The 24,420-nt window shown below is 68.7% G+C and carries 21 protein-coding genes; 14 read left to right on the top strand and 7 right to left on the bottom strand.

What is annotated here, in order from left to right; all coding sequences use genetic code 11:
- The first annotated feature begins 145 nt into the window (after positions 1-145).
- The 3 genes from E6C70_RS06580 to secA all read left to right on the top strand — a co-directional run bounded on the left by E6C70_RS06580 (position 146) and on the right by secA (position 4,518).
- Positions 146-874, top strand: coding sequence for a ComF family protein (locus E6C70_RS06580; RefSeq protein ID WP_136423373.1), 729 nt, complete (start codon positions 146-148; stop codon positions 872-874).
- 52 nt (positions 875-926) lie between these two features.
- A complete protein-coding gene (hpf, locus tag E6C70_RS06575; protein WP_136423371.1) occupies positions 927-1,607 on the top strand; it encodes a ribosome hibernation-promoting factor, HPF/YfiA family in 681 nt (226 codons plus the stop codon).
- Positions 1,608-1,704: 97 nt separating this feature from the next.
- Complete coding sequence (gene secA, locus E6C70_RS06570; protein WP_136423369.1) at positions 1,705-4,518, top strand: preprotein translocase subunit SecA; 2,814 nt, start codon at positions 1,705-1,707, stop codon at positions 4,516-4,518.
- A gap of 21 nt (positions 4,519-4,539) precedes the next feature.
- Here the strand turns inward: secA and E6C70_RS06565 are convergent, their stop codons facing one another.
- The gene (locus E6C70_RS06565; protein ID WP_136423368.1) at positions 4,540-4,956 is read right to left on the bottom strand and encodes an Rv3235 family protein; all 417 of its coding nucleotides are present in this window, start codon (positions 4,954-4,956) and stop codon (positions 4,540-4,542) included.
- Between the two features lie 180 nt (positions 4,957-5,136).
- Between E6C70_RS06565 and E6C70_RS06560 the strand changes: the two genes are divergently transcribed.
- Positions 5,137-5,742, top strand: coding sequence for a hypothetical protein (locus E6C70_RS06560; protein ID WP_136423366.1), 606 nt, complete (start codon positions 5,137-5,139; stop codon positions 5,740-5,742).
- Between the two features lie 10 nt (positions 5,743-5,752).
- On the opposite strand, the gene E6C70_RS06555 is transcribed toward E6C70_RS06560, so the two are convergent.
- On the bottom strand, positions 5,753-6,049 hold the full coding sequence (locus tag E6C70_RS06555) for a helix-turn-helix domain-containing protein (protein WP_207670043.1): 297 nt from the start codon (positions 6,047-6,049) through the stop codon (positions 5,753-5,755).
- A gap of 109 nt (positions 6,050-6,158) precedes the next feature.
- Here E6C70_RS06555 and E6C70_RS06550 point away from each other — a divergent pair, with 109 nt between their 5' ends.
- From E6C70_RS06550 to E6C70_RS06540, 3 genes are read left to right on the top strand one after another with little or no spacing between them, the layout of a single operon-like run.
- Positions 6,159-6,782, top strand: a complete 624-nt coding sequence (locus E6C70_RS06550) for an SAF domain-containing protein (protein WP_136423362.1) — start codon at positions 6,159-6,161, stop codon at positions 6,780-6,782.
- Between the two features lie 3 nt (positions 6,783-6,785).
- The gene (locus E6C70_RS06545; RefSeq protein ID WP_136423360.1) at positions 6,786-7,994 is read left to right on the top strand and encodes a CpaE/TadZ family protein; all 1,209 of its coding nucleotides are present in this window, start codon (positions 6,786-6,788) and stop codon (positions 7,992-7,994) included.
- On the top strand, positions 7,978-9,474 hold the full coding sequence (locus E6C70_RS06540; RefSeq protein ID WP_136423358.1) for a sensor histidine kinase: 1,497 nt from the start codon (positions 7,978-7,980) through the stop codon (positions 9,472-9,474). The genes E6C70_RS06545 and E6C70_RS06540 overlap by 17 nt, the downstream gene beginning before the upstream one ends.
- Before the next feature lie 71 nt (positions 9,475-9,545).
- On the opposite strand, the gene E6C70_RS06535 is transcribed toward E6C70_RS06540, so the two are convergent.
- Positions 9,546-9,794: a WhiB family transcriptional regulator gene (locus E6C70_RS06535; RefSeq protein WP_055788231.1), complete on the bottom strand. Its 249-nt coding sequence runs from the start codon at positions 9,792-9,794 to the stop codon at positions 9,546-9,548.
- Between the two features lie 183 nt (positions 9,795-9,977).
- Here E6C70_RS06535 and E6C70_RS16635 point away from each other — a divergent pair, with 183 nt between their 5' ends.
- A complete protein-coding gene (locus E6C70_RS16635) occupies positions 9,978-10,376 on the top strand; it encodes a hypothetical protein (RefSeq protein WP_168770836.1) in 399 nt (132 codons plus the stop codon).
- Here the strand turns inward: E6C70_RS16635 and bcp are convergent.
- From bcp to aroA, 3 genes are read right to left on the bottom strand one after another with little or no spacing between them, the layout of a single operon-like run.
- Entirely contained in the window at positions 10,369-10,854 is a 486-nt protein-coding gene (gene bcp / locus E6C70_RS06530; protein ID WP_136423356.1) for a thioredoxin-dependent thiol peroxidase, read from the bottom strand. The two genes, E6C70_RS16635 and bcp, sit on opposite strands and share 8 nt — an antisense overlap.
- Complete coding sequence (gene rsgA, locus E6C70_RS06525; RefSeq protein ID WP_136423354.1) at positions 10,851-11,885, bottom strand: ribosome small subunit-dependent GTPase A; 1,035 nt, start codon at positions 11,883-11,885, stop codon at positions 10,851-10,853. Before rsgA ends, bcp begins: the two co-directional genes overlap by 4 nt.
- Positions 11,882-13,267, bottom strand: a complete 1,386-nt coding sequence (aroA, locus tag E6C70_RS06520) for a 3-phosphoshikimate 1-carboxyvinyltransferase (RefSeq protein ID WP_136423352.1) — start codon at positions 13,265-13,267, stop codon at positions 11,882-11,884. The genes rsgA and aroA overlap by 4 nt, the downstream gene beginning before the upstream one ends.
- 117 nt (positions 13,268-13,384) lie before the next feature.
- Between aroA and E6C70_RS06515 the strand changes: the two genes are divergently transcribed.
- The 3 genes from E6C70_RS06515 to E6C70_RS06505 are packed head-to-tail and all read left to right on the top strand — an operon-like array spanning position 13,385 to position 16,479.
- A complete protein-coding gene (locus E6C70_RS06515; RefSeq protein ID WP_136423350.1) occupies positions 13,385-14,008 on the top strand; it encodes a sigma-70 family RNA polymerase sigma factor in 624 nt (207 codons plus the stop codon).
- Entirely contained in the window at positions 14,005-14,247 is a 243-nt protein-coding gene (locus E6C70_RS06510) for a zf-HC2 domain-containing protein (protein ID WP_136423348.1), read from the top strand. Before E6C70_RS06515 ends, E6C70_RS06510 begins: the two co-directional genes overlap by 4 nt.
- A 54-nt stretch (positions 14,248-14,301) precedes the next feature.
- Entirely contained in the window at positions 14,302-16,479 is a 2,178-nt protein-coding gene (locus E6C70_RS06505; protein ID WP_235833299.1) for an MMPL family transporter, read from the top strand.
- Here the strand turns inward: E6C70_RS06505 and E6C70_RS06500 are convergent.
- Positions 16,457-20,260 (bottom strand): multifunctional oxoglutarate decarboxylase/oxoglutarate dehydrogenase thiamine pyrophosphate-binding subunit/dihydrolipoyllysine-residue succinyltransferase subunit, encoded by a 3,804-nt coding sequence (locus E6C70_RS06500; RefSeq protein ID WP_136423347.1) that lies wholly within the window; start codon positions 20,258-20,260, stop codon positions 16,457-16,459. The genes E6C70_RS06505 and E6C70_RS06500 overlap by 23 nt on opposite strands.
- Before the next feature lie 133 nt (positions 20,261-20,393).
- Here E6C70_RS06500 and guaB1 point away from each other — a divergent pair, with 133 nt between their 5' ends.
- The 3 genes from guaB1 to E6C70_RS06485 all read left to right on the top strand — a co-directional run bounded on the left by guaB1 (position 20,394) and on the right by E6C70_RS06485 (position 24,418).
- Positions 20,394-21,833: a GMP reductase gene (guaB1, locus tag E6C70_RS06495; RefSeq protein WP_136423345.1), complete on the top strand. Its 1,440-nt coding sequence runs from the start codon at positions 20,394-20,396 to the stop codon at positions 21,831-21,833.
- A 231-nt stretch (positions 21,834-22,064) separates the two neighbouring features.
- Complete coding sequence (locus E6C70_RS06490; RefSeq protein WP_136423343.1) at positions 22,065-23,375, top strand: hemolysin family protein; 1,311 nt, start codon at positions 22,065-22,067, stop codon at positions 23,373-23,375.
- On the top strand, positions 23,372-24,418 hold the full coding sequence (locus E6C70_RS06485; protein ID WP_136423342.1) for a hemolysin family protein: 1,047 nt from the start codon (positions 23,372-23,374) through the stop codon (positions 24,416-24,418). The genes E6C70_RS06490 and E6C70_RS06485 overlap by 4 nt, the downstream gene beginning before the upstream one ends.
- The last annotated feature ends 2 nt before the right edge of the window (positions 24,419-24,420 follow it).

Here is a 24,420-nt window from a genome sequence, read left to right as displayed (position 1 = left end):
CGGTAACGCCTCCTTCCCAGGCTCGTCGGCAGCATCTCTCCGAAGCGCGGTGCAGCGTGTCCTCCCCAGGCTCCGCGATGCGCCCGTTCGCCGTCGGCCGACGCATGAGGTGCCTCCGTCGGCCGCCAACGCGAGACCGTGGGTCATGCCGATCATCCGCGACGCCCTGCTGGACGCGCTCGCCATCGTGGCGCCCGTGTCCTGTGCCGGTTGCGGTGCGTTCGGGCGGGCGCTGTGCCTCGGCTGCCGCGCCGCCCTCGCCGGGCCGGCGCACGTGGCCACGCGGGGCGAGCTGCCCGTCTGGTGCGGCACCTGGTACTCGGGCGCGGCGCGCGGTGCGATCGCGTCGTTCAAGGACGGCGGTCGCACCGAGCTGGCTCGCTCCCTCGCCCCGCTCCTGCGCAGAGCCGTCGCGGATGCGGTGAGCGCGTCCGGCGAACGCAATGTCGTGCTTGTTGCCGTCCCGTCGTCTCGGGCGGCGTTCCGCACACGGGGATACCGTCCCGTCGACCTGCTGCTCGCCCGCGCCGGACTCCGCGCGCGACGACTGCTGCGGCACGCGCGCCGACGCGACGATCAAGTCGGTCTCGGTCGAGCTGAGCGATCAGCCAACGTCTCGGGCGCCCTGGCTCTGCGGCGAGGCATCCGTCCGACTGCGGGATCTGCGGTCCTGATCATCGACGACATCCTCACCACGGGAGCGACCGTGCAGGAGGCCGCACGGGTGCTGAGGGCGGCCGGACTGCGGGTCATCGGCGTCGCCGTCGCGGCCGAGACACCCCTCCGCGCTGGCTCGACTACTACAGGGAAAGCTGCGGGGAAACAACAGGTGACATCTCAGGAGGGGCGGTCTACGGTGGGGCTAAAGGCGTGAAAGGACCGCCCTCACTCTCGTCAGGACGGCACGCCGGAAACGGGAGGTCGACATGGATCTGAACATCGTCGGACGGAACGCAGGCATCACGGATCGATTCCGTGATTACGCCACCGAGAAGGCCGACAAGGTCGCCAATCTGGCCGATAAGGCCCTCGCCCTCGAGGTGAAGGTGTGCCGTCACCACGAGACCAATGGCACCAGTGGAAACGACCGGGTCGAACTGACCCTCATCGGCAAGGGCCCCGTCGTACGGGCCGAGGCCGACGGAGCCGATAAGTACGCGGCGTTCGATGTCGCGTTCGGCAAGCTCATGGAGCGCGTGCGTCGCGCCAAGGACCGCCGCAAGGTCCACCGCGGGGGAGGTCATCGGCACGCATCAGTGCGCGATGACGCAGAAGGAGCGTTCACCGGCGCGGGCATCCAGCCGGCATCCGCGCAGGTTCTGGAGCAGGTCCGCACCGGGTCGATCCCGGTCGTGACCGGCACGCAGTCGGCCGTTCAAGAGGAGGTCGAGAACGACGACTACAGTCCCGTCGTCATCCGTCGCAAGAGCTTCTCGTCGTCGCCGATGACCATCGACGACGCGCTCTACAACATGGAACTGGTTGGCCACGACTTCTACCTCTACTTCGACGTGGAGACGGGCCGCCCGAGCGTCGTCTATCGCCGCAAGGGGTGGGACTATGGGGTGATCGGCCTCGAGGCCGAGGCGGAGACCGTTCCCGCCTGAGCGGGGGGTGCGCCCCGTCCAGCCAGTGGCAGAGTTCACTTGGTAAGGTTTGCGAGGCGCGTTCCCGCGCGCTGTCATTCGAACCTGGAGTGCATTCGTGGCCTCAATCCTGGAAAAGGTCCTTCGAGTCGGCGAGGGGCGCACGCTCCGTCGCCTAGAGAGCTACGCCAAGGCGATCAACGCCCTCGAGGACGACTTCGCCGCTCTGAGCGACGAGGAACTCAAGCACGAGACCGTCGAGTTCCGGGAGCGTTACGGCAACGGGGAGTCGCTCGACGACCTGCTGCCCGAGGCGTTCGCGGCGGTGCGCGAGGCCAGCCGCCGCACGTTGGGCCTGCGGCACTTCGACGTCCAGCTCATGGGTGGAGCCGCCCTGCACCTCGGCAACATCGCCGAGATGAAGACCGGAGAGGGCAAGACGCTCGTCGCAACGACGGCGGCGTACCTCAACGCCATCACCAGCCGCGGGGTGCACGTCATCACCGTGAACGACTTCCTCGCGAGCTACCAGTCCGAGCTCATGGGTCGCGTCTACCGAGCCCTCGGCATGACCACGGGATGCATCGTCGCGGGCCAGACCCCCGAGGTGCGCCGCGAGCAGTACGCCGCCGACATCACCTACGGCACCAACAACGAGTTCGGCTTCGACTACCTGCGCGACAACATGGCGTGGCAGGCGCAGGACATGGTGCAGCGCGGGCACTTCTTCGCCATCGTCGACGAGGTCGACTCGATCCTCATCGACGAGGCCCGCACCCCGCTCATCATCTCGGGCCCCGCGTCCGGTGAGGCCAACCGCTGGTTCAACGAGTTCGCCGGCCTCGCCACCCGCCTGGTCTCGGGCGAGGATTTCGAGGTCGACGAGAAGAAGCGCACCGTCGGCGTTCTCGAGCCCGGTATCGAGAAGGTCGAGGACTACCTCGGCATCGACAACCTCTACGAGTCGGCGAACACGCCGCTCATCTCGTTCCTCAACAACGCCATCAAGGCCAACGCGCTGTTCAAGCGCGACAAGGACTACGTCGTCATGAACGGCGAAGTGCTCATCGTCGACGAACACACCGGCCGCATCCTCATGGGCCGCCGGTACAACGAGGGCATCCACCAGGCCATCGAGGCCAAGGAAGGTGTCGCCGTCAAGGCCGAGAACCAGACGCTCGCCACGGTCACCCTGCAGAACTACTTCCGCCTCTACGACAAGCTCTCGGGCATGACCGGTACCGCTGAGACGGAGGCGGCGGAGTTCATGTCGACCTACAAGCTCGGCGTCGTGCCCATTCCCACCAACAAGCCCATGGTGCGCATGGACCAGTCCGACCTCGTCTACAAGAACGAGGAGGTCAAGTTCGCCCAGGTGGTCGAGGACATCGCCAAGCGTCACGACGCGGGCCAGCCGGTGCTGGTCGGCACCACGAGCGTCGAGAAGAGCGAATACCTCTCGCGGCTGCTGGCCAAGAAGGGCGTGCGCCATGAGGTGCTGAACGCCAAGAACCACGCGCGTGAGGCCGCCATCGTCGCACAGGCCGGCCGACTCGGATCCGTCACCGTCGCCACCAACATGGCCGGACGTGGAACCGACATCATGCTCGGTGGCAACGCCGAGTTCCTCGCCGTCTCGGAGATGAACGCGGCCGGGCTCAGCCCCGTCGACACGCCCGACGAGTACGAGGCGAAGTGGGACGACGTGTTCAGCCGGGTCAAGGCCGAGGTCGACACCGAGGCCGAGAAGGTCATCGGCGCCGGCGGACTCTACGTGCTCGGCACCGAGCGCCACGAGTCGCGTCGCATCGACAACCAGTTGCGTGGTCGATCCGGACGTCAGGGTGACCCCGGCGAGAGCCGCTTCTACCTCTCGCTCACCGACGACCTCATGCGCCTGTTCAACGCGGGCGCAGCCGAGGCGCTGATGTCGCGCGGCGTCCCGGACGACGTGGCCATCGAGTCCAAGGTCGTCTCGCGCGCCATCCGCTCGGCTCAGTCGCAGGTCGAGGCCCGCAACGCCGAGGTGCGCAAGAACGTGCTGAAGTACGACGACGTCCTCAACCGCCAGCGCGAGGCGATCTACGGCGACCGTCGACACATCCTCGAGGGCGACGACCTGCACGAGCGCACCCAGAAGTTCCTCGAGTCGGTCATCGACGAGGTCATCGACGTGCACACCGGCGAGGGCATCAGCGACGACTGGGACTTCGACGCGCTGTGGGCCGAGCTCAAGACGCTCTACCCGGTCGGCCTCACCATCGACGAGGTGGTCTCCGAGGCGGGCAGCAAGGGCAAGATCAATCGCGACTTCATGCGCCGCGAGATCCTCTCCGATGCGCGCATCGCCTACCAGGGTCGCGAGGAGACGCTCGGAGCGCCCGCCATGCGCGAGCTCGAGCGCCGGGTCGTACTCTCGGTGATCGACCGTCGCTGGCGCGAGCACCTCTACGAGATGGACTACCTCAAGGACGGCATCGGCCTGCGCGCCATGGCGCAGCGTGACCCGCTGGTCGAGTACCAGCGCGAGGGCTTCACGATGTTCCAGCAGATGATGGGCCAGATCCGCGAGGAGACCGTGGGCTTCCTGTTCAACCTCGAGGTCGAGGTGAACGAGGCCGGCGGCGAGGTGGATGCGCCGCAGGTCGCAGCCAAGGGGCTCGGCTCCAGCGAGGCTCCCGTCGAGCGGCTGAGCTACTCCGCTCCGAGTGACGACGGCGGGGTCGAGGTGCGCAACCAGCGCGGCCAGATCCAGCAGGCGGCCACCGAGCGAGCGCGTCGTCAGGTGGCTCAGTCGCAGTCCGCGCCCGCAGCTCCTCCGGCGCAGCAGCAGCCGGCAGCCCGTGGCGCCTTCGGACAGAAGACGGATGCTGCAGCTCCGTCACCGGCCAACCGAGCGGAGCGCCGAGCGCAGGAGCGCCGCAAGGGCTGAGACCCGCGCCGTTGGCGCGAATCACATCACGGTGATGGCGGTGGCACGCCAGCGCTGGTCCATGCCCTCCAGACGGATGGCGACGGCGCGGGTGCGCTGAGGTCCGTTGACGAGCACGACGGCCTCGACGACACCGTCGCGCGGCTCGGTCACGATGATGCGCCCGATGCTGATGTTGGGACGGCTCGCCGGCTGCTTGCGCACGGTGCGGGCGCGTGAGGCGAGCACGGTGCGCTTGAGCAGCTTCTGGTAGACGTCGTCGGTGATCCAGCGCATCATCTGCTCGAGGTCACGGGCCCCCGCGAGCACCTCGAACACGCAGCGGGTCAGGTTGCCGAGCAGCGGCTCGGGGTCGGGCAGGTCGGCCCGACGCGAGGGCTGCATGCCGAAGAAGTCCTCGTCGAGCTCGCGGACGGCGACGGCCTGGGCTTTCCTCATCGTCGGCTCCTCGTCGTGGCTGTCATCGCGCTCGTCCTGCGGCCGTCATCGCGACCTGTGGGGCTGACCCCTGTCCGGGGGTGAGATGACTCAACCATGAGCGGCACTCGACTGTCCAGAGTCAGTTGCACCTGTGGATAACTACCGGTGCCTTCAGGCGTGTGCCGTTAACGTTCGGTCATGCGCTTCGATGACCTGTTCGCCGATCTCGAGGGCCAGCTCGAACAGGAGCTCCTGACCGAGGAGAACGAGCTGCGCGTCGAAGAGGAGCGGCTGCGCCTCGGCCGACTCGGATTACGCGATCGGCTCATGGCGCTCTCTGCCGACCGCGGTCTCGGCGCCGTCGCGGCCATCCGCTTCGAACTGCTGGGAGGGACGCCGGTCACCGTCCGTCCGACGACCTTCGGCCGCGATTGGCTGGCCGGGGAGGTCATCGACGGCTCGCCATGGCATCCGCAGTGCATCGTCCCGTTCGGCGCGATCACGGCCGTGATCCTCGGCCGCGGGCAGGTGGACCCGAGCCTCGAGCACACCGCGAGCGACGCGCAGGGCCGGCTCATCGACCGCATCGGGTTGCCCTTCGTGCTGCGCGACCTCTGCCGGCGTCGGGCATCCGTCGAGGTCCTCAGTGCCGGGGGAGCGGTACACGGCACCATCGACCGCGTCGGCCGCGACCACATCGACCTCGCGGTGCACGAGGCCGGTACGCCCCGCCGCGACCGCGCGGTTCGTCAGTACCGCATCGTCCCGCTCGAGCAGATCCGGCTGTTGCGACTGGCCGGTTGATGTCGCCGCGTCACTCCGCGTCGGTTTGGGGGTCAGGGCGGAGGATGCGACCGCCGGAGAGCTCCGGGATGTTGCCGAAGTCGCTCTGCTGCCAGAGTGCCGCTCGCCTCGCCTGCTCGTACTGGCCGTCGATGTAGTTCTCGAGGACCACCCGCTCGACCCGCCAGGCGCCGCCGACCCGGATCGCGGGCAGCTCACCGGATCGCACGAGCTCGTCGGCCTCGGAGACGGTGATCGAGAGGATCTCGGCGGTGTCGGCGAGGGTGAGGAACCGCGCGACGCCATCATCGGGCGCAGCAGGGGTCATGTGGTTCATTATCGTCCGCCGGTGTGGAGACGACCCCTGTCGTTCACCGTTGTGGATAACTTTCACGGGATCCGTGCGGTTTGGCCACGATGGGTATTCGGAGGTCGGAATGACTACACGCCCGTCGGGAGCACGCGCTCCACGCTCGTTCTGGATCGATCCGCGCTTCATCGTCGGCGTGCTGCTCGTAGCCGGGTCCGTCATCGGCGTGTGCGCCATCGTCGCGACCGTGGACGACACGACGCAGGTGTACGCGGCCCGCGGAACCCTCAGCGTCGGCCAGCGCATCGACGACTCCGACCTGGTCGTGCGCAGCGTGCGGCTCGGCTCGGCCGGAGCGCAGTACCTCGCCGTAGACGACTTGCCCGACGGTGGCTTCGTCGCCACTCGGTCGGTGCTGCCCGGCGAACTCGTGCCGACCTCCGTCGTTGGTCGGGCCTCGGAGGCCGGTCACTCCACCGTGGTCGTCAGCGTCGACCGGCTTCCCGCATCCGTCGTGGAGGGCAGCGTCGTCGACCTCTGGGCAGCGCCGGCCACCGACTCGTCGCACTTCGGACCACCCGCCGTGCTGGTCGGAGAGGCGACCATCGTCGCGACGCACGACTCGGGCGGTCTCATCTCGGACGCCCGCTCGACGACGGTGGACGTGCTGGTGCCCTCCGCGAAGGTCGCATCGGTCCTGGAGGCGATCGCGGGCGACTCCGCGATCTCGATCGTCCCATCGGCCGGGTGAATCGTGGCGCGCCTCGTCCTGATCCTCGACCGACGCACCGAGGACGCCCTGCTCTCCGACATCATCGAGCACGGACACACCGTCGTTGCGCGGCTCGAGTCGGCGCGCGAGTTCACCGACCAGGTCGGCCGGATCCAGGCGGATGCCGTCATCACCACCGCCTCGCACTCCGGGCTCGGGCGAGAACTGCTGGCCGCGTGCGACGCCGGCGGCATCCGCGTGATCGCCTTGGCGGGCTCGCCGAGCGAACGCCGTCACGCCGCGGAGGTCGGGCTCGTCGACGTGGTGGACTCCGGAGCGCGCTGGGATGAGCTCGAGGGCCTCCTCATCGTGCGTGCGGCAGCACCGATGGCCATCGACACGAGAGCGGACGCCGATGGCGACGCCCCGCGCGTCATCGCGGTCTGGGGCCCGACGGGCGCACCGGGACGCACCAGCGTCGCCATCGGCATCGCGGCCGAGCTGGCGGCGAGCGGCGTGGACGTCATCCTCGCCGACGCCGACAGCTACGGGGGCACCATCGCTCCGGCGCTGGGCCTCGTCGACGAGTCGCCCGGGTTCGCCGCAGCGTGCCGGCTGGCGGCGGCGGATGCGCTGACGGCCGACGAGCTCGCGCGCATCGCGCAGCCGTACCGATCCCGCGGCGGCGGCTTCCGCGTGCTCACCGGCATCAGCAGGGCGTCGCGGTGGCCCGAGCTGGGCGCGTCGCGGGTCTCGGCCGTCGTGTCGGCGTGCCGTCGCGACTGCGAGGTCCTCGTGATCGACACCGGCTTCTGCCTCGAGACCGACGAGGAGATCTCGAGCGACCTGTTCGCGCCGCACCGCAACGGAGCGACGATCGCGGCGTTGCGCGCATCCGACCACGTGGTGGCGGTCGGCGCATCCGACCCCGTCGGCCTCCCGCGCTTCCTACGGGCCTACGGCGACCTCGTCGAGCTGCTGGAGGCTCCGCGCATGAGCGTCGTGATCAACCGGGTGCGCGGGGGAGCCGTCGGCATCGGCGCCTCGGGCCAGCTGCGGGCGACGCTTCGCCGGTTCGGGGGCATCGACGACGCCTGCCTGATCCCCGACGACCAACGGGCCCACGATGCCGCGATGCTCTCCGCGCGCACTCTCCGCGACGAGGCGCCGCGCTCCAAAGCACGGCAGGCCATGGCCCGCTTCGTCGAGGATGAGCTCCGATACGCTGGAGCACGTGTCGACGCTCAGTGATCTCGTGCTCGCCCAGGGGCGCAGCTCCCAGGCCGACGTGGACTGGCTCCACATGCTCGTGGCGGACGGACAGCTCATGGCCGATCTCGCCTTCGCCGACATCGTGCTGTGGGTTCCGTCGGCCGACGGCTCGTTCGTCGCCGTCGCGCACGCACGGCCGTCGAGCGCCGCCACGCTGTTCTACCGCGACTTCGTGGGACAGGCCATCCGCAGCGAGTGGGTCGCCCAGGTGAGCGAGGCGTTCGACACCATGCGCATCGTGGACTCGTTCGCTCCGGCCTGGTACGAGGAGACGCCGACGCGCGTCCGCGCGGTCCCGGTGATGCGCCGGCTGAGCCCGACCACCTCGCAGGTGACGGATCGACCCATCGCGGTGCTCACCCGCCATACCAACCTCAGCGAGACCCGGTCGCCGAGCCGCCAGGAGCTCACCTTCAACGAGTGCGCAGCCGACCTCTTCGAGATGATCGCGAGCGGAGACTTCCCCGACCTCGGCGCACCCACCGGGCCCCGTCGCGGCGCTCCCCGTGCGGCGGACGGCCTCATCCGCCTGGACGTGGACGGCATCACGAACTTCGCCAGCCCCAACGCCCTCTCCGCCTTCAACCGCATGGGCTTCGCCGAAGAGCTCGAGGGGGAGTCGCTCGCGGAGGTCACCACCCGTCTGCTCAGCGGCGACCTCGTCGTAGACGAGTCACTTCCCCTGGTCGTGACGGGCCGGGCTCCGTGGAGGACGGATGTCGAGGCCCGCGGTGTCACGGTCTCGCTGCGGGCGATCCCCATGCGCAATCGGGGGGAGCGCATCGGCGCCATCGTGCTCATCCGCGACGTCAGCGAGCTGCGGCACCAGGAGCGGGAGCTCATCACCAAGGACGCGACCATCCGCGAGATCCACCATCGCGTCAAGAACAACCTGCAGACGGTGGCGTCGCTGCTCCGCATCCAGGCCAGGCGAACCCACTCCGAGGAGGCGCGCGACGCGCTCTCGCAGGCCATGCGTCGGGTGGCCGCCATTGCCGTGGTGCACGACACCCTCTCGGAGGGTCTGGCGCAGAGCGTCGACTTCGACGCCGTGTTCGATCGTGTGCTGCTGCTCATCGCCGAGGTGGCGTCGAGCCACAACACGACCGTGCATCCGAAGTCGTCGGGCAGCTTCGGCGTGCTGCCGAGCGAATACGCCACCCCGCTTGCGCTGGCGCTGACGGAGCTGGTCACCAACGCCGTCGAGCACGGCCTGGCGGGCCAGGAGGGCGACGTCGAGATCATCGCGTCGCGCTCCGACGACACCCTCAGCGTGAAGGTGCGCGACACCGGATCCGGCCTGCCGGAGGGCAAGGTCGGTTCGGGCCTCGGCACTCAGATCGTGCGCACGCTCATCCAGGGCGAGCTCAGTGGAACCATCGACTGGCACACCGTGCTCGGCAGGGGCACCGAGGTGACGATCGACATCCCGATGCGCTGGTTGTCGACGAAGAGTTGAGTCGGATGGCCTGAATCACGGCCTCAGTCACAGGCCCGGGACGTAGCCCTCGGACCGTCGGTGCGCCTGCGTCAGGAGGCGCGGCGGGCGCGGGCGGCGCGGCGCTTGAGGGCGCGGCGCTCGTCCTCGGAGAGGCCGCCCCAGACGCCGGAGTCCTGACCGGTCTCGAGTGCGTACTGCAGGCAGACCTCGGTGACGGTGCACCGGGCGCAGACGGACTTCGCCTTCTCGATCTGATCGACGGCCGGCCCGGTGTTTCCCACCGGGAAGAACAGCTCGGGGTCAGCGGTGAGGCAGGCGGCCTTGTCGCGCCAGTCCATGGGGGTGCTCCTTTGTTGCGGGTGCATGGGCGTATCGCCACGAATGCAAGGGATCCAAACAGCTCAAGTTGCAGGAAGTAAACTCGTGAGAGCAACGCTCACGTCCCTGTGAGCAAAACTTGGCCGACGACAATCGTCGCATAGTAGTGGAACGTGATCAATAGCTTTGTATGAGACTGCGCTGTGAACCGGCCCCTGATCGTGCTGTTGCGCGTGCTGTTGTTCGCCGAGGCCGCGCTCATCGTCGGCGTCGCGGTGTGGCTGGTATTCGAGCTCGTGAGCGCGCCGGCGGACTCGGTCGCGAGCGCGATCGCCCTGTTCGTGCTGGTGCTGGCCGCTGCGGCGTTCGTGATCGCCATCGCGATCGGATCGCTCCGGGGAGCGCCGTGGATCCGCGGGGCTGCCTTCACCTGGCAGGTGCTTCAGGTCGCCGTGGCGGTCGGATGCTTCCAGGGCCTCTACGCGCGCGCCGACATCGGATGGGCGCTGCTCGTGCCATCCGTCGTCGTCATGGTGCTGCTGCTCACGCCGTCGGTACGCGCAGGATTCGCACGCCCCGAGGAGTGCGACGCCGTCAGCTGATGCCGAGCTTCGAGCGCAGCATCGCCACGTGGCCGGTCGCCTTCGTGCTGTAGAACGTGTGCGAGATGCGTCCATCGGCGTCGATGACGAAGGTCGAACGGATGCTGCCCGTCACGATGCGCCCGTAGGAGTTCTTCTCGCCCCAGGTGCCGTAGAGACGGTGAACGGTGAGGTCCTCGTCGGAGAGGAGCGGGAAGGTGAGGTGGTCCTCCTCGCGGAATCGTGCGAGCTTGGCGACAGAGTCCTTCGAGACACCCAGGACCGTGTAGCCGGCGCCCTGCAGCGAGCCCAGGTTGTCGCGGAAGTCGCAGGCCTGCGTCGTGCAGCCCGGCGTCATCGCCTCGGGGTAGAAGTACAGGATGACGGGGCCGCCGGCGTAGTCGGCGAGGGAGACGGATGCGCCGTCGTCGGCCATGAGGGTGAAGGCGGGCGCGGTGTCGCCGGGCTGGAGGCGGGTGGTGGCGGTCGTGTCGGTCATGATCGGAAAGTCAACAGCAGTCGCTGCAGCGAGTCCAATCGTGCGGGCCCGCTCTCTCCGAGCTCCCCGGCCTCGACGGCCTCGTTGATGGCGCAGTCCGGCGCATCGGGCAGGTGCGTGCAGCCGCGTGGACACTCCTCCGCCACGGCCGCGAGGTCGGTGAAGGCGCGCAGGATGTTGTCGGGGTTGACGTGGCCGAGACCGAAGGAGCGCACGCCCGGGGTGTCGATCACCCAGCCATCGCCTTCCGGAAGACGCAGGGAGACCGTCGACGACGACGTGTGCCTGCCCCGCCCGGTGACGGTGTTGACCACTCCGGTCGCGCGGTCGGAACCTGGGATGAGCGCGTTGACGAGCGTCGACTTGCCGACACCCGAGTGCCCGACGAAGACGGTGTCGTGGCCGGTCAGGGCATCCGTGATCTCGGCGAGCGGCATGGCGTCCTGCCTGCTCGTGAAGACACGTAGGTCGAGACCGGCGAAGTTGGCCAGGAACTCCGCCGGGTCGGCGACATCCGTCTTGGTGACGCACAGCATCGGGGTGATGCCCGCGTCGAAGGCGGCGACCAGGTAACGGTCGACCAAGCGGATGCGCGGCTCGGGATTGGCGGCGGCGACGACGATGAGCATCTGGTCGGCATTGGCGACGACGACGCGCTCAACGGCATCGGTGTCGTCGGCGCTGCGTCGCAGAAGAGTCGTGCGCGGCTGGATGCGCACGATGCGCGAGAGGGTGCCGTCGTCTCCGGTGGTGTCGCCGACCAGGTCGACCCGGTCGCCGGTGACGATCGCCTGCTTGCGGAGCTCGCGAGCGCGGGCCGCCGTGACCTCGTGCTCGTCGTCGGTGTTCTCTCCGACCATGACCGTATAGCGTCCGCGGTCGACTCCGAGCACGCGCGCTGTGATGGCCTGGGCGTACTCGGGCCGCACCTTGGTACGCGGCCGATTCCCCTTGGGGTTGGGCCTGACCCGGACGTCGGACTCGTCGAACTCCGGTTCGTCCTCGTCGTCGTCCGTCTCCCACCAGCTCATAGGGTCAGGCTGAACGGTTCGAACTGCGTCGCGGGCGCACCGTGCAGCATCTCGTGCCACAGCTGCGGGAAGGCCGGGAGCGTCTTGGCCGTCGAGCCGATGTCGTGCACGTCGACGCCGGGAACGGCGAGGCCGATGATGGCACCGGACGTGGCCGTCCGGTGGTCGGCGTAGCTGCGCCAGACACCTCCGTGCAGGGGCGCCGGCTCGATCATGAGCCCGTCGTCGAGCTCGGTGACGCGGCCGCCGAGGCCGTTGATCTCGGCGGCGAGGGCAGCCAGGCGGTCGGTCTCGTGGTGTCGGATGTGGCCGATGCCCGTGATGGTGCTCGTGCCGTTGGCGAGGGCTGCGAGTGCCACGAGATTCGGCGCGAGCTCACCGGCTTCTGGCAGGTGCAGCTCGACCGGCAGGATGCGATCGCCGCCGCGAACCGTCACGAGCGAGCCGTCGCGGATGACGGTGGCACCGAAGAGAGGGAGCAGCCGCAGCAGCTCGTCGCCGACCTGCGTGGTCTGCTCCGGCCAGTCCGGGATGGTGACGCTGCCGCGGGTCACGAGTGCTGCGGCGAGGAACGGGGCGGCGTTGGAGAGGTCGGGCTCGATGTCGACCTCGCGGCCGGCGATCGCTCCCGGCGCGACGATCCACTCGCCGACGGCGGGCTCCTCGACGAGGACTCCACGTGCGGCGAGGGCGGCGATGGTCATCTCGATGTGCGGCTGGCTCGGCAGGCGCTCGCCGGAGTGCCGCAGATGCAGACCGTCGTCGAACCGGGCGGCGGCCAGCAGGAGTCCCGAGACGAACTGGCTCGAGGAGGACGCGTCGATCGACACGTCGCCTCCCGCGATCCTGCCGGTGCCGTGCACCGTGAAGGGAAGGACGGCGCGGCCGTTGTCGTCGATGTCGACGCCGAGGTCTCGGAGCGAACCGATGGTCGCCGCCATCGGACGGATGCGGGCGCCCTCGTCGCCGTCGAACGTCGTCGGGCCGAGTGCGAGCCCGGCAAGGGGAGGAAGAAAGCGCATGACCGTGCCGGCCAGGCCGCAGTCGATCGTCGTCGAGCCGAGGAGTTCGCCCGGCGTGACGAGCAGGTCGGGGTCGGGCCCTTCGCCGTCCACCTCGACGATGCGCGTGCCGAGGGAGCGCAGCGCCTGCACCATGAGCGCGCTGTCGCGCGAGTGCAACGGCCGCCGCAGCAGGCTGGGCGCATCCGCGAGGGCGGAGAGAACCAGCTCTCGATTGGTCAGCGATTTCGAGCCCGGCAGCTTCACCGCGGCGACGATCGGTTCGGACGCCACCGGTGCGGCCCACAACTCCGTCGACTCCTCGGGCCGGTTGTCGCCGTAGGGGTCGAATTCAGGTGCGGAATACCGGGAGATCTGCATCGGTTGCAACGATAGCCGGTGATCAACACCGGTGCGATCCGATGAGTGGAGGTCCCGGTGGCAGGTGCAACCGTCCTCGAGAGACCTCTGGTGCGGCAGAGCCTAGGATTGCCCGTGATGAATGCGCAATCTGAAGGCACCAGCGAGCCCGACCTCGGAGCACTGTTCGAAGAGCAGGCGCTTCCGTTCATGGACCAGCTCTACGCGGCCGCGATGCGCATGACCAAGAACCCCGCGGATGCCGCGGACCTCGTGCAGGAGACCTTCGTGAAGGCGTTCGCCGCCTTCCGGCAGTTCGAGCAGGGCACCAACCTCAAGGCCTGGCTCTACCGCATCCTCACGAACACCTTCATCAACACCTACCGCAAGAAGCAGCGCGAGCCCTACCAGGGCACCATCGACGAGCTCGAGGACTGGCAGCTCGGCGGCGCGACCTCCACGACGGCATCATCGAGCCGTTCCGCGGAGGCCGAGGCCATCGACCACCTGCCCGACAGTGCCGTGAAGGATGCGCTGCAGGCGATTCCCGAGGACTTCCGCTTGGCCGTGTACCTGGCCGACGTGGAGGGCTTCGCCTACCAGGAGATCGCCGACATCATGAAGACCCCCATCGGCACCGTGATGAGCCGCCTGCATCGTGGCAGGCGGATGCTTCGCGAGTCCCTCGCCGAATACGCCGCGGAGCAGGGGATCGGCCTCGCCGGTCCGCGCGCCTCCGCCCAGACCAGGAGCACGACATGACCGACTGCGGTTGCGACAAGGCCAAGGCCGAACTCGAGGAGTACCTGCACAACGAGCTCTGCGCGTCCGACGTGCAGGACATCCGCGAACACCTCGCCAACTGCGCCGACTGCACATCGGAGCACCACGTCGGCCGAGTGCTGACCGAGGCCGTGCAGCGCGCCTGCCGCGAGACGGCGCCCGAGACGCTGCGCGCCCAAGTGCTGTTCTCCATCCGCGAGATCCAGGCCACGCACTAGCCCGGTCTGCGCCCGACCGAGCGCCGCTTTCGCTAACTCGGTTAGCATCATGACGTGAAGGTTCCCCGTTGGCTGCGCGTCGTCATTCCCGCCGTCCTCATCCTCGTCTGGTTCGCCCTGTTCGGAGCCGGGGGCGCCTCGTTCGGCGGTCTCAGCCAGGTGGTCGTCAACGACCAGGCTCAATTCCTCCCCTCCGACTCCGAGGCGACCAAGGTCCAGTCGCTGCAGGACGACTTCCGCGATAAGGACGTCATCCCCGCGATCGTCGTCTACTCGCGTGACGGGGCGCTGACGAGCGCGGACAAGAAGTCGATCGCCGCCGACGCCGACGCCTTCGCCGACATCGACGGCGTCATCGACGACGGCGTGTCGCCCGCTGTCATCTCGGAGGACGGGAAGGCCGCCGAGGTGTTCGTGCAGATCGACGGATCCGCCGACAGCAAGGATGTGGTCGGAGCGCTCCGCGATCGGCTGGCGTCATCCGACGACGAGGGCCTCACCGCTGCCGTGACGGGGCCGGCCGGCTTCACCACCGACCTCGCGGGAGCCTTCGCCGGAATCGACGGGATACTCCTGGGCGTCGCGTTCGGAGCCGTGTTCCTCATCCTCGTCATCGTCTACCGGTCTCCGCTGCTGCCGATCATCGTGCTGGGCACGAGCCTGTCGGCGCTGTGCGCATCCGTCCTCGTCGTCGTCGCCCTGGCGCGCGCCGACATCCTGGTCATCAACGGGCAGACGCAGGGCATCCTGTTCATCCTGGTGATCGGCGCGGCCACCGACTACTCGCTGCTCTACATCTCCCGGTACCGTGAGGCGCTCCATACCGTCGACGGCAAGTGGGAGGCCACGCTGCGAGCCCTGAAGGGCGCGTGGGAACCCATCGTCGCGTCGGGTGGGACGGTCATCGCCGGCGTGCTCATGCTGCTGGTCAGCGAGCTGAACTCGAACAAGATCCTCGGGCCGGTCGCGGCGATCGGCATCGCGCTCGCCATCCTCGCCGCGCTCACCCTGCTGCCCGCACTCCTCCTGTGGGCCGGCCGGGTGGCGTTCTGGCCCGTGCGCCCGCGCGTCGGCGCCCATACCGCTCCTGACGACGTCATCGCTCGCAAGGGGGTCTGGCCGGCGGTCGCGCGCTTCGTCGCCCGCCGTCGCAGACTGCTCTGGATCGGCTCGACGCTGCTTCTGCTCGTGCTGGCGCTCGGCATGACGCAGCTGAAGGCGGATGGGGTTCCGGCGAGCGAGTTCGTGCTCGGCTCGTCGCAGGCTCGCGACGGGCAGAAGGTGCTGGGCGAGCACTTCCCGGCGGGGTCGGGAACGCCGGCGATCATCATCGCCCCCGAGTCGAGCCTGCAGGACGCCGCAGATGCGGCCTTGACGGTCGACGGCGTCGACTCGCTCGCCGTGGTATCGGCTGATTCGCCATCCGGCTCCGCTCCCGTGACGGGCGAGGGGATCCAGGCCGTTGGGCCGACCGGAACCCCGGTTCCGGCACCGACCGTGGCCGACGGACGTGTCGAGCTGCAGGCGACCCTCGACTACGCGAGCGACTCCGACGCCGCCGAGGCGGTGGTCGTGCAGCTGCGAGACAAGCTGTCGGCTGTCTCGAGCGACATCCTCGTCGGCGGCCAGACCGCCGTCGCGCTCGACACCAAGACCGCCGCCATCCACGACCGCAACCTCATCATCCCGCTCGTGCTGGTCGTCATCCTGCTGATCCTCATGCTGCTGCTGCGGGCGATCGTCGCTCCGCTACTGCTGATCGCGACCGTGGTGATCTCCTTCGCGGCTGCCCTCGGCGTCTCCGCCATCGTCTTCAACGAGGTCTTCCATTTCGCCGGAGCGGATCCCGTGGTGCCGTTGTTCGCGTTCGTGTTCCTCGTCGCCCTCGGCGTGGACTACAACATCTTCCTCATGACGAGGGTGCGCGAGGAGGCCGCGCTCCACGGCGCCCGCGACGGGGTGCTGCGGGGGCTCGTCGTGACCGGAGGAGTCATCACCTCGGCCGGCGTGGTGTTGGCAGCGACCTTCGCAGCGCTCGGCGTGCTGCCCATCCTGTTCCTGGCTCAGATCTCGTTCATCGTCGCGTTCGGCGTGCTGCTCGACACGTTCCTCGTGCGGTCGCTGCTGGTGCCCGCGATCTCGTACGACATCGGTCGCGCGATCTGGTGGCCGTCGAAACTGTCCCGAGCGGCCACCGAGCCCGAGGAGATCAGAGGGTCAGCGCGGCCTTGATGATCTCGGCCTGCTCCACGGCGTGACGCTTGGCCGAGCCGGCGGCGGGGGAGGCGGATGCGGGACGTGAGATGACCCCGACCGGACGCGGCCCCATCTTGCTGGTCTCGAGGATGAAGAACGGCCAAGCGCCCTGGTTCTCGGGCTCGTCCTGCACCCAGTACAGCTCGGCGTCGGGGTACCGGGCGGCGATCTCCTTCAGTTCCGCGCCGGGCAGCGGATAGAACTGCTCGATGCGCACGAGGGCGATCTCCGGATTCGGGTTCTTGTCGAGCTCGGCGCGCAGGTCGTAGTAGATCTTGCCCGCCATGAACAACACGCGCTTGACCGCTGACGCGTCGCCGATATTCGGGTCGTCCAGCACGGGCTCGAAGCGTCCGCTGGTGAAGTCCTCCACCGGGCTGGTCGCTCCCCGCAGGCGCAGCATGGACTTCGGCGTGAAGACGACGAGCGGGCGGCGCGGGCGGGCGTAGGCCTGGCGGCGCAGCAGGTGGAAGTAGGACGCGGGCGTCGAGGGGCGCGCAACGGTCATGTTGTTCTCGGCGCACAACTGCAGGAAGCGCTCGATGCGCGCGGAGGAGTGGTCGGGTCCCTGGCCCTCGTAGCCGTGCGGCAGCAGGAGCACGACGCTCGAGCGCTGGCCCCACTTCTGTTCCGCCGAGGAGACGAACTCGTCGATGATGGTCTGGGCGCCGTTGGCGAAGTCACCGAACTGCGCCTCCCACAACACGAGGGCATCCGCTCGCTCCACCGAGTAGCCGTACTCGAAGCCCATCGCCGCGTACTCGCTGAGCAGCGAGTCGTAGATCCAGAACCGGGCCTGGTTGTCGCTGAGGTTGGCCAGCGGCAGCCATTCCTGGCCGTTGACGCGGTCGTGGAGCACGGCGTGGCGCTGCACGAAGGTTCCGCGACGAGCGTCCTGGCCGGCGAAACGCACGGGAGTGCCCTCGACGAGGAGTGACCCGAGGGCGAGAAGCTCGCCGAAGCCCCAGTCGATGTTGCCGTTGCGGCTCATGTCCTCGCGCTTGGCCAGAAGCTGCGCGAGCTTGGGGTGCACGGTGAACCCGGCCGGCTTGTTATTGAAGGCGTCGCCGATGAGCTGCACGACCTGCTCCGGCACACCGGTCACCTCGGGCTCGCCGGCGGCATCCGACTCGTCGCCCTGCAGGATCATGGGCATCGCGCCGGTCGCCGCGTCGTGCGTCTCCTGGAAGGCGCGCTCGAGGCGGTCCTGGAAGTCGGCGTGCGCCTGCTCGTACTCCTCCTCGGTGATGTCGCCGCGACCGACGAGGGCTTCGGTGTAGAGCTTGCGGACGCTGCGCTTGGCCTCGATGAGGTTGTACATCAGCGGCTGCGTCATCGACGGGTCGTCGCCCTCGTTATGCCCGCGGCGGCGGTAGCAGATGAGGTCGATGACGACGTCCTTGTGGAACTCCTGACGGAATTCGTAGGCCAGCTCCGCGACGCGGACGACGGCCTCGGGATCGTCGCCGTTCACGTGGAAGATCGGCGCTTGGATGGTCTTGCCGACATCCGTCGAGTACACCGACGTCCTGGCATCGGTCGGCGGCGTGGTGAAGCCCACCTGGTTGTTGATGTTGACGTGGATGGTGCCGCCGGTGCGGTAGCCGCGCAGCTGCGACATCTGCATCTGCTCGACGACGATTCCCTGGCCGGCCATGGCCGCGTCGCCGTGGATGAGGACAGGCAGCGTCGAGTAGGTGCCGATGGGCTTGCGGTCCTGCTTGGCGCGCACGATTCCCTCGAGCACGCCGTCAACGGCCTCGAGGTGCGAGGGGTTGGCGGCGAGGTAGACGCCGATCTCCTCCCCGTCGGCTCCTGTGAAGGTGCCCTCGGTGCCGAGGTGGTACTTCACGTCGCCGGAGCCGTTGCCCCCCATGTGTCCCTCGAACTCCTGGAACACCTGGCCGTACGTCTTTCCGGCGATGTTGGTGAGCACGTTGAGACGACCGCGGTGGGCCATGCCGATCGCGACCTCGTCGAGGCCGTCGCGAGCGGCGCCCTCGAGGATGATGTCGAGCAGCGCGATGGTCGACTCGCCGCCCTCGAGGCTGAACCGCTTCTGGCCGACGTACTTGGTCTGCAGGAAGGTCTCGAACGCCTCGGCCTCGTTGAGCTTGCCCAGGATGCGCATCTGCTCGTCGTGGGTCGGCTTCTCGTACTTGCGCTCGACCTTGCCCTGGATCCACGCGCGCTGCGCCGGGTCTTGGATGTGCATGTACTCGATGCCCGTTGTGCGGCAGTAGGAGTCGCGGAGCACGCCGAGGATGTCGCGCAGCAGCGCGGATCGCTTGTCGCCGAAGCCGCCGGTGACGAACTCGCGGTCGAGGTCCCAGAAGGTCAGCCCGTGGCTGGAGATGTCCAGGTCGGGGTGAGAACGCTGCACGTACTCGAGGGGGTCGACATCCGCCATCAGGTGACCGCGGACGCGGAAGGCGTTGATGAGCTCCTGCACGCGAGCGGTCTTGTCGATGGCGCTCGCGATGTCGACGGAGATGTCGGGAGCCCACTCGATGGGGGCGTAGGGGATGCGCAGGGCCGCGAAGATGTCGGAGTAGAAGGTGCGCTGGCCGGTGAGCAGCTCGTGCACGATCTTGAGGAACTCGCCGGAGCCGGCCCCCTGGATGACGCGGTGGTCGTAGGTGCTGGTGAGGGTGATGGTCTTGCCGATGGCGAGGCCGGCGAGGGTCTTCTCGCTGGAGCCCTGGAACTCGGCGGGATACTCGAGGGCGCCCGCACCGATGATGCAGCCCTGGCCCTTCATGAGCCGAGGCACGGAGTGCACGGTTCCGATGCCGCCCGGGTTGGTGAGCGAGATCGATGCGCCCGAGAAGTCGTCGGCGGTGAGCTTGTTGGTTCGGGCCCGCTGCACGAGGTCCTCGTACGCGGCCAGGTACTCGCCGAACGTCATCGTGTCGGCGCGCTTGATAGCCGGCACGAGCAGGGCTCGCGAGCCATCGGGCTTGGGGATGTCGATGGCGATGCCCAGGCCGACGTGCGCGGGCTTGACGACGGATGGCTTGCCGTCGACCTCGCTGTAATAGACGTTCTGGCTCGGGAACACCTTGAGGGCCTGGATGAGCGCCCAGCCGATGAGGTGCGTGAAGCTGACCTTGCCGCCGCGCGAACGGCGCAGGTGGTTGTTGATGACGATGCGGTTGTCGATCATCAGCTTGGCCGGGATGGTGCGCACGCTCGTCGCCGTCGGAACGGTGAGGCTGGTGTCCATGTTGGCCGCGAGGCTCTTGGCCATGCCCTTGAGTGCGAGGACCTCGTCCTGGCGCTGGTCGACGGCACCGTCGGAGATGACCGGCTGCGGGCTCGTGATGGGGATGTCTGCGGGAACGGGCTCGGGCTTGGGGGCGACGGATGTCGTGCGCGCGGCGGGCTGCGAGCCGATCACGGGGATGGGTGCCGTGACGGGGTGCGCCTGCTGGGGGGCGTCGGCCGCCGGGGGTGCCGCGGGCGCGGGAGCTGCTGGTGCGGGCGCCGATGATGCGGGAGCTGCTGGTGCGGGCGCCGATGATGCGGGGGCTGCTGGTGCGGCCGGTGTCGGTTCAGCGGGTGCTGCGCCGCTACCCGCTCCGTTCTGCGCGCCACGGCCCTGGTGGTAGGTCTCCAACGTCGGCCACCATGCCGGATCGACCGAGTTCTTGTCGGCGACGTACTGTTCGTACATCTCCTCGACGAGCCACTCGTTGGCGCCGAATTCGGCTGCCGCGGTCTCGTCTGAATTGGTACCGGTCAATTGGCTCGACACAGCCGATCGCCCACTCTCTTCGTAGTTTCCGCAATGTTCGGCGCGGGCCGAGAAGGGGCCTCACGCGCACCGTCCCAAGCCTAAACCCGAATGATGAGGGCGTGGGCCATGCACACGGTCTACCGTGGGTTTCATGGAGTTCTACCAGACGACACCGACGCACGATCTGACCTACTCCGACGTCTTCCTCGTACCGAGCCACTCCGACCTGCGCAGCCGCTTCGACGTCTCGTTGGCACCCGGTGACGGTACGGCTGCGAGCATCCCGATCGTCTCCGCGAACATGAACTCCGTCACCGGACCGCGCCTGGCCGCCACCCTCGCGCGGCGCGGTGGTCTCGGCGTCCTCCCGCAGGACATGCCCCTGCAGGACCTGGATGCGGCCATCCGCTGGGTCAAGGACCAGCCGGTGGCCTACGACACCCCGCATGTTATGGGGCCCGATGACACGGTGGCTGAGGCGCTCGTGCGGGTACCGGCCGTCGCCGGTCACGGAATCGTCATCCACGACGCCGATGACGCCTACCTCGGCTGCATCGCCGCCGCCCGGTTGGAGACGGCGCTTCCGGATGCGCGCCTGGGCGACCTGCTGCACGGACGACTGACCTCGCTCGACGCCGAGGACGTGACCTCCCCTCGCGCGGCGTTCGACGTCATGGCCGCCGCCGACCTCGACTTCGCTCCCGTGCTGAGGCATGGCGTGGTGGTCGGAACGCTCAGTCGCAAGAGCGCGCTGCGCGGGACCATCTACTCGCCGAGCCTGGATCGCGACGGTCGGCTGCAGGTGGCCAGCGCGGTCGGCATCAACGGCGACGTGGCCGCCAAGGCGCGCGCACTCGCTGCCGCGGGCGTCGACGTGCTGGTGATCGACACGGCTCACGGCCACCAGGCGGGCATGATCCGCGCGATCAGCATCGTGAAGGACCTCGATCTCGGCATCCCGATCGTCGCGGGCAACATCGTCACGGCGGAGGGCGTCACCGACCTCGTCGCTGCGGGAGCAGACATCCTGAAGGTCGGGGTCGGACCCGGCGCGATGTGCACGACCCGCATGATGACGGCGGTCGGGCGGCCGCAGTTCTCGGCCGTGCTCGAGACGGCTGCAGCAGCTCGAGAGCTCGGCGCGCACGTCTGGGCGGATGGCGGGGTGCGCTACCCGCGCGACGTCGCCCTCGCGCTCGCGGCGGGCGCGGCATCCGTCATGATCGGTTCCTGGTTCGCCGGCACCATCGAGGCGCCGGGTCGACTGGCGACGGATGGCGTCGGGCGGCTCTACAAGGAGAGCTGGGGGATGGCGTCGACCAAGGCCGTCCGCGAGCGTTTCGGGCGCCTCGACGCGTTCGAGCTGGCGCGCAAGGAGCTGTTCGCGGAGGGGATCTCGTCGAGCCGCATCTTCCTCGACCCCCTGCGTCCCTCGGTCGAGGACCTGCTCGACATGATCACCGCCGGCGTGCGGAGCTCGTTCACCTACGCGGGCGCCTCGACCGTGCCGGAGTTCCACGAGCGCGCGCTCGTCGGCATCCAGAGCGCCGCGGGCTACGAGGAGGGCAAGGCCCTGCCGGTCAGCTGGTAGCGGGCGCCCACCTCGCTTCGCCCCTCCGTTGCCGACACCTTCCCGGCCGACCTCCTCACCGAGTTGACGACAACTGTCGGCCCCGGGGAGGCTGAGCGACAGTTGTCGTCAACTCGACCGCGGGCACGGGCGATGGCACGCGCGGCCGTTAGGATGGAAGCACGATGGACGACCCGCCCAGTAGCATCCCCGGCCACAGACCCTCGCCCGTGAACCTGGGGGGTATCGCCCGTGTCTGAGTGGATCCTCCTCGGCATCGGCCTCATCCTGACCGTGGGCACGGGCTTCTTCGTGGCGAGCGAGTTCGCACTCGTCAACCTCGACCGCGCCGACCTCGAAGCGCGACGCGAACGCGGCGAGACGCGACTGAGCATGACCATCTCGGCGCTCGCGATCACCTCGACGCACCTCTCCAGTGCCCAGCTCGGCATCACGCTGACGACCCTGCTCACCGGCTACACCATGGAACCGGCCATCACGTCGCTGCTCGCTGGACCGTTCGAGGCCTGGGGCGTCCCGGCGCCCGTCATGGTCCCGATCGCCACGATCGTCGCGGTGTCGGTGGCCACGCTCCTCTCGATGATCGTCGGCGAGCTGATTCCCAAGAACTTCGCCCTCGCGCTGCCGCGTCAGGCCGCGAAGGTCGTCATCCCCTTCCAGACGGTGTTCACCACGGTCTTCAAGCCCGCTGTGCTGCTGCTCAACGGAAGCGCCAACGGACTGCTGCGGATGTTCGGCATCGAGCCGAAGGAGGAGCTCTCCGGAGCCCGCACCGCGGAGGAGCTCTCCAGCCTCGTGCGTCGATCCGCCAGCGCGGGCCTGCTCGAGAGCGACACCGCCACCCTGCTCAACCGCACGCTCCTGTTCTCAGACCACTCGGCGGCGGATGTCATGACCCCGCGCCCTCGATTGGTGAGCATCCAGCGCGGCGAGTCCGCGGCATCCGTGCTCTCCCTCGCCGCTCAGACCGGCCACTCGCGGTTCCCCGTCATCGACGAGGACGTGGACGACGTCGTCGGCGTCGTGCACGTCAAGCAGGCCATGGCCGTTCCTCGTGCCCGTCGGGCGGACGTGCCGGTCTCGGCGCTGCAGTCCGACGCGCTGCGCGTGCCCGAGACCATGGGCCTCGACACGCTCCTCGGCGAGCTGCGTGGCCGGGGCTACCAGATGGCCGTCGTGCTCGACGAGTACGGCGGAACCGCCGGCGTCGCGACCTTGGAGGACCTCGTCGAGGAACTCATCGGCGAGGTGGCCGACGAGCACGACCGTTCCCGGGCGGGCGTGGTGCGGCGAGCGGACTCGATCGCGTTCCCCGGCATCCTGCGTCCGGACGAGCTGCGCGAGCGCACCGGCATCGTCGTGCCGGAGGACGGTGACTACGAGACGGTGGCCGGCTACGTCCTGGCTCGGCTCGGACGGCTCGCCGTCGTCGGCGACACCGTGCTGACGGATGGCGGCGAGCTGCGCGTCGAGCGCCTCGATGGCCGCCGCATCGACCGGTTGCGGTTCACGGCGCGCGATGACGAGGAGGCGACCCGATGAGCGACTGGATCGGCATCCTCTGGCTGTTCATCCTCCTCGCGGTGAACGCCTTCTTCGTCGGTAGCGAGTTCGCCGTCATCTCGGCCCGCCGCTCCCAGATAGAGCCGCTGGCCGAGAAGGGCAGCAGGCGGGCGAAGACCGCGCTCTGGGCGATGGAGCACGCGACCCTCATGCTGGCCGCCTGCCAACTCGGCATCACGGTGTGCTCGCTGATCATCCTGAACGTCTCCGAGCCCGCCATCCACCACCTGCTCGAGGGCCCGCTGGGTCTGACCGGCTGGTCGGAGGAGGTGATCGGCACGGTCGCGTTCATCGTCGCCCTCGTCGTGGTCTCCTACCTGCACGTCGTGCTCGGCGAGATGGTTCCCAAGAACCTCTCCTTCGGCGCACCCGACAAGGCCGTGCTGCTGCTCGCGACGCCGCTTGTGGCGATCGCCCGCATGTTCCGACACGTGATCGGCGCGCTCAACGCCATCGCCAATGGCGCCCTCCGCCTGTTCGGAGTGGAGCCGAAATCAGAGGCAAACAGCACGTTCACACTCGACGAGGTGGCCACCATCGTCAGCCAGTCGCAGCGCGAGGGGGTGCTCCAGGATCGCTCCGGCGCCCTCAAGGCGGCGTTCGAGTTCACGACGAAGAAGGTGGAGGACGTCGCCATCCCACTCGCCGAGGTCGTCTCCCTGGGTGAGGGACTGACGCCGACGGATGTCGAACGCGCCGTGGCCAAGCACGGTTTCTCGCGCTACCTCGTGGTGGACGCCGACGGCGCACCGGCCGGGTACCTGCACCTCAAGGACGTGCTCGACCTCGACATCGCCGACGCCGAGAAGGCGGACCGCCCCGTGCCGACCAAGCGCATCCGTCAGCTCGCGGCGATCTACGAGGGCACCGACCTCGAGGATGCGCTCGCGGCCATGCGTCGGAGCGGAGCCCACCTCGCCCAGGCGTTCGACGCCGACGGCGAGACGACGGGCGTGCTGTTCCTCGAGGACATCATCGAGGAGCTCGTGGGCGAGGTTCAGGACGCCACCCGTCGCGGCTGAGG

Source organism: Orlajensenia flava (assembly GCF_004801905.1).
Taxonomy (GTDB): domain Bacteria; phylum Actinomycetota; class Actinomycetes; order Actinomycetales; family Microbacteriaceae; genus Orlajensenia; species Orlajensenia flava.
Note: the sequence above shows the minus strand (reverse complement) of the source record. Positions and strands in the feature narration are given on the sequence as shown.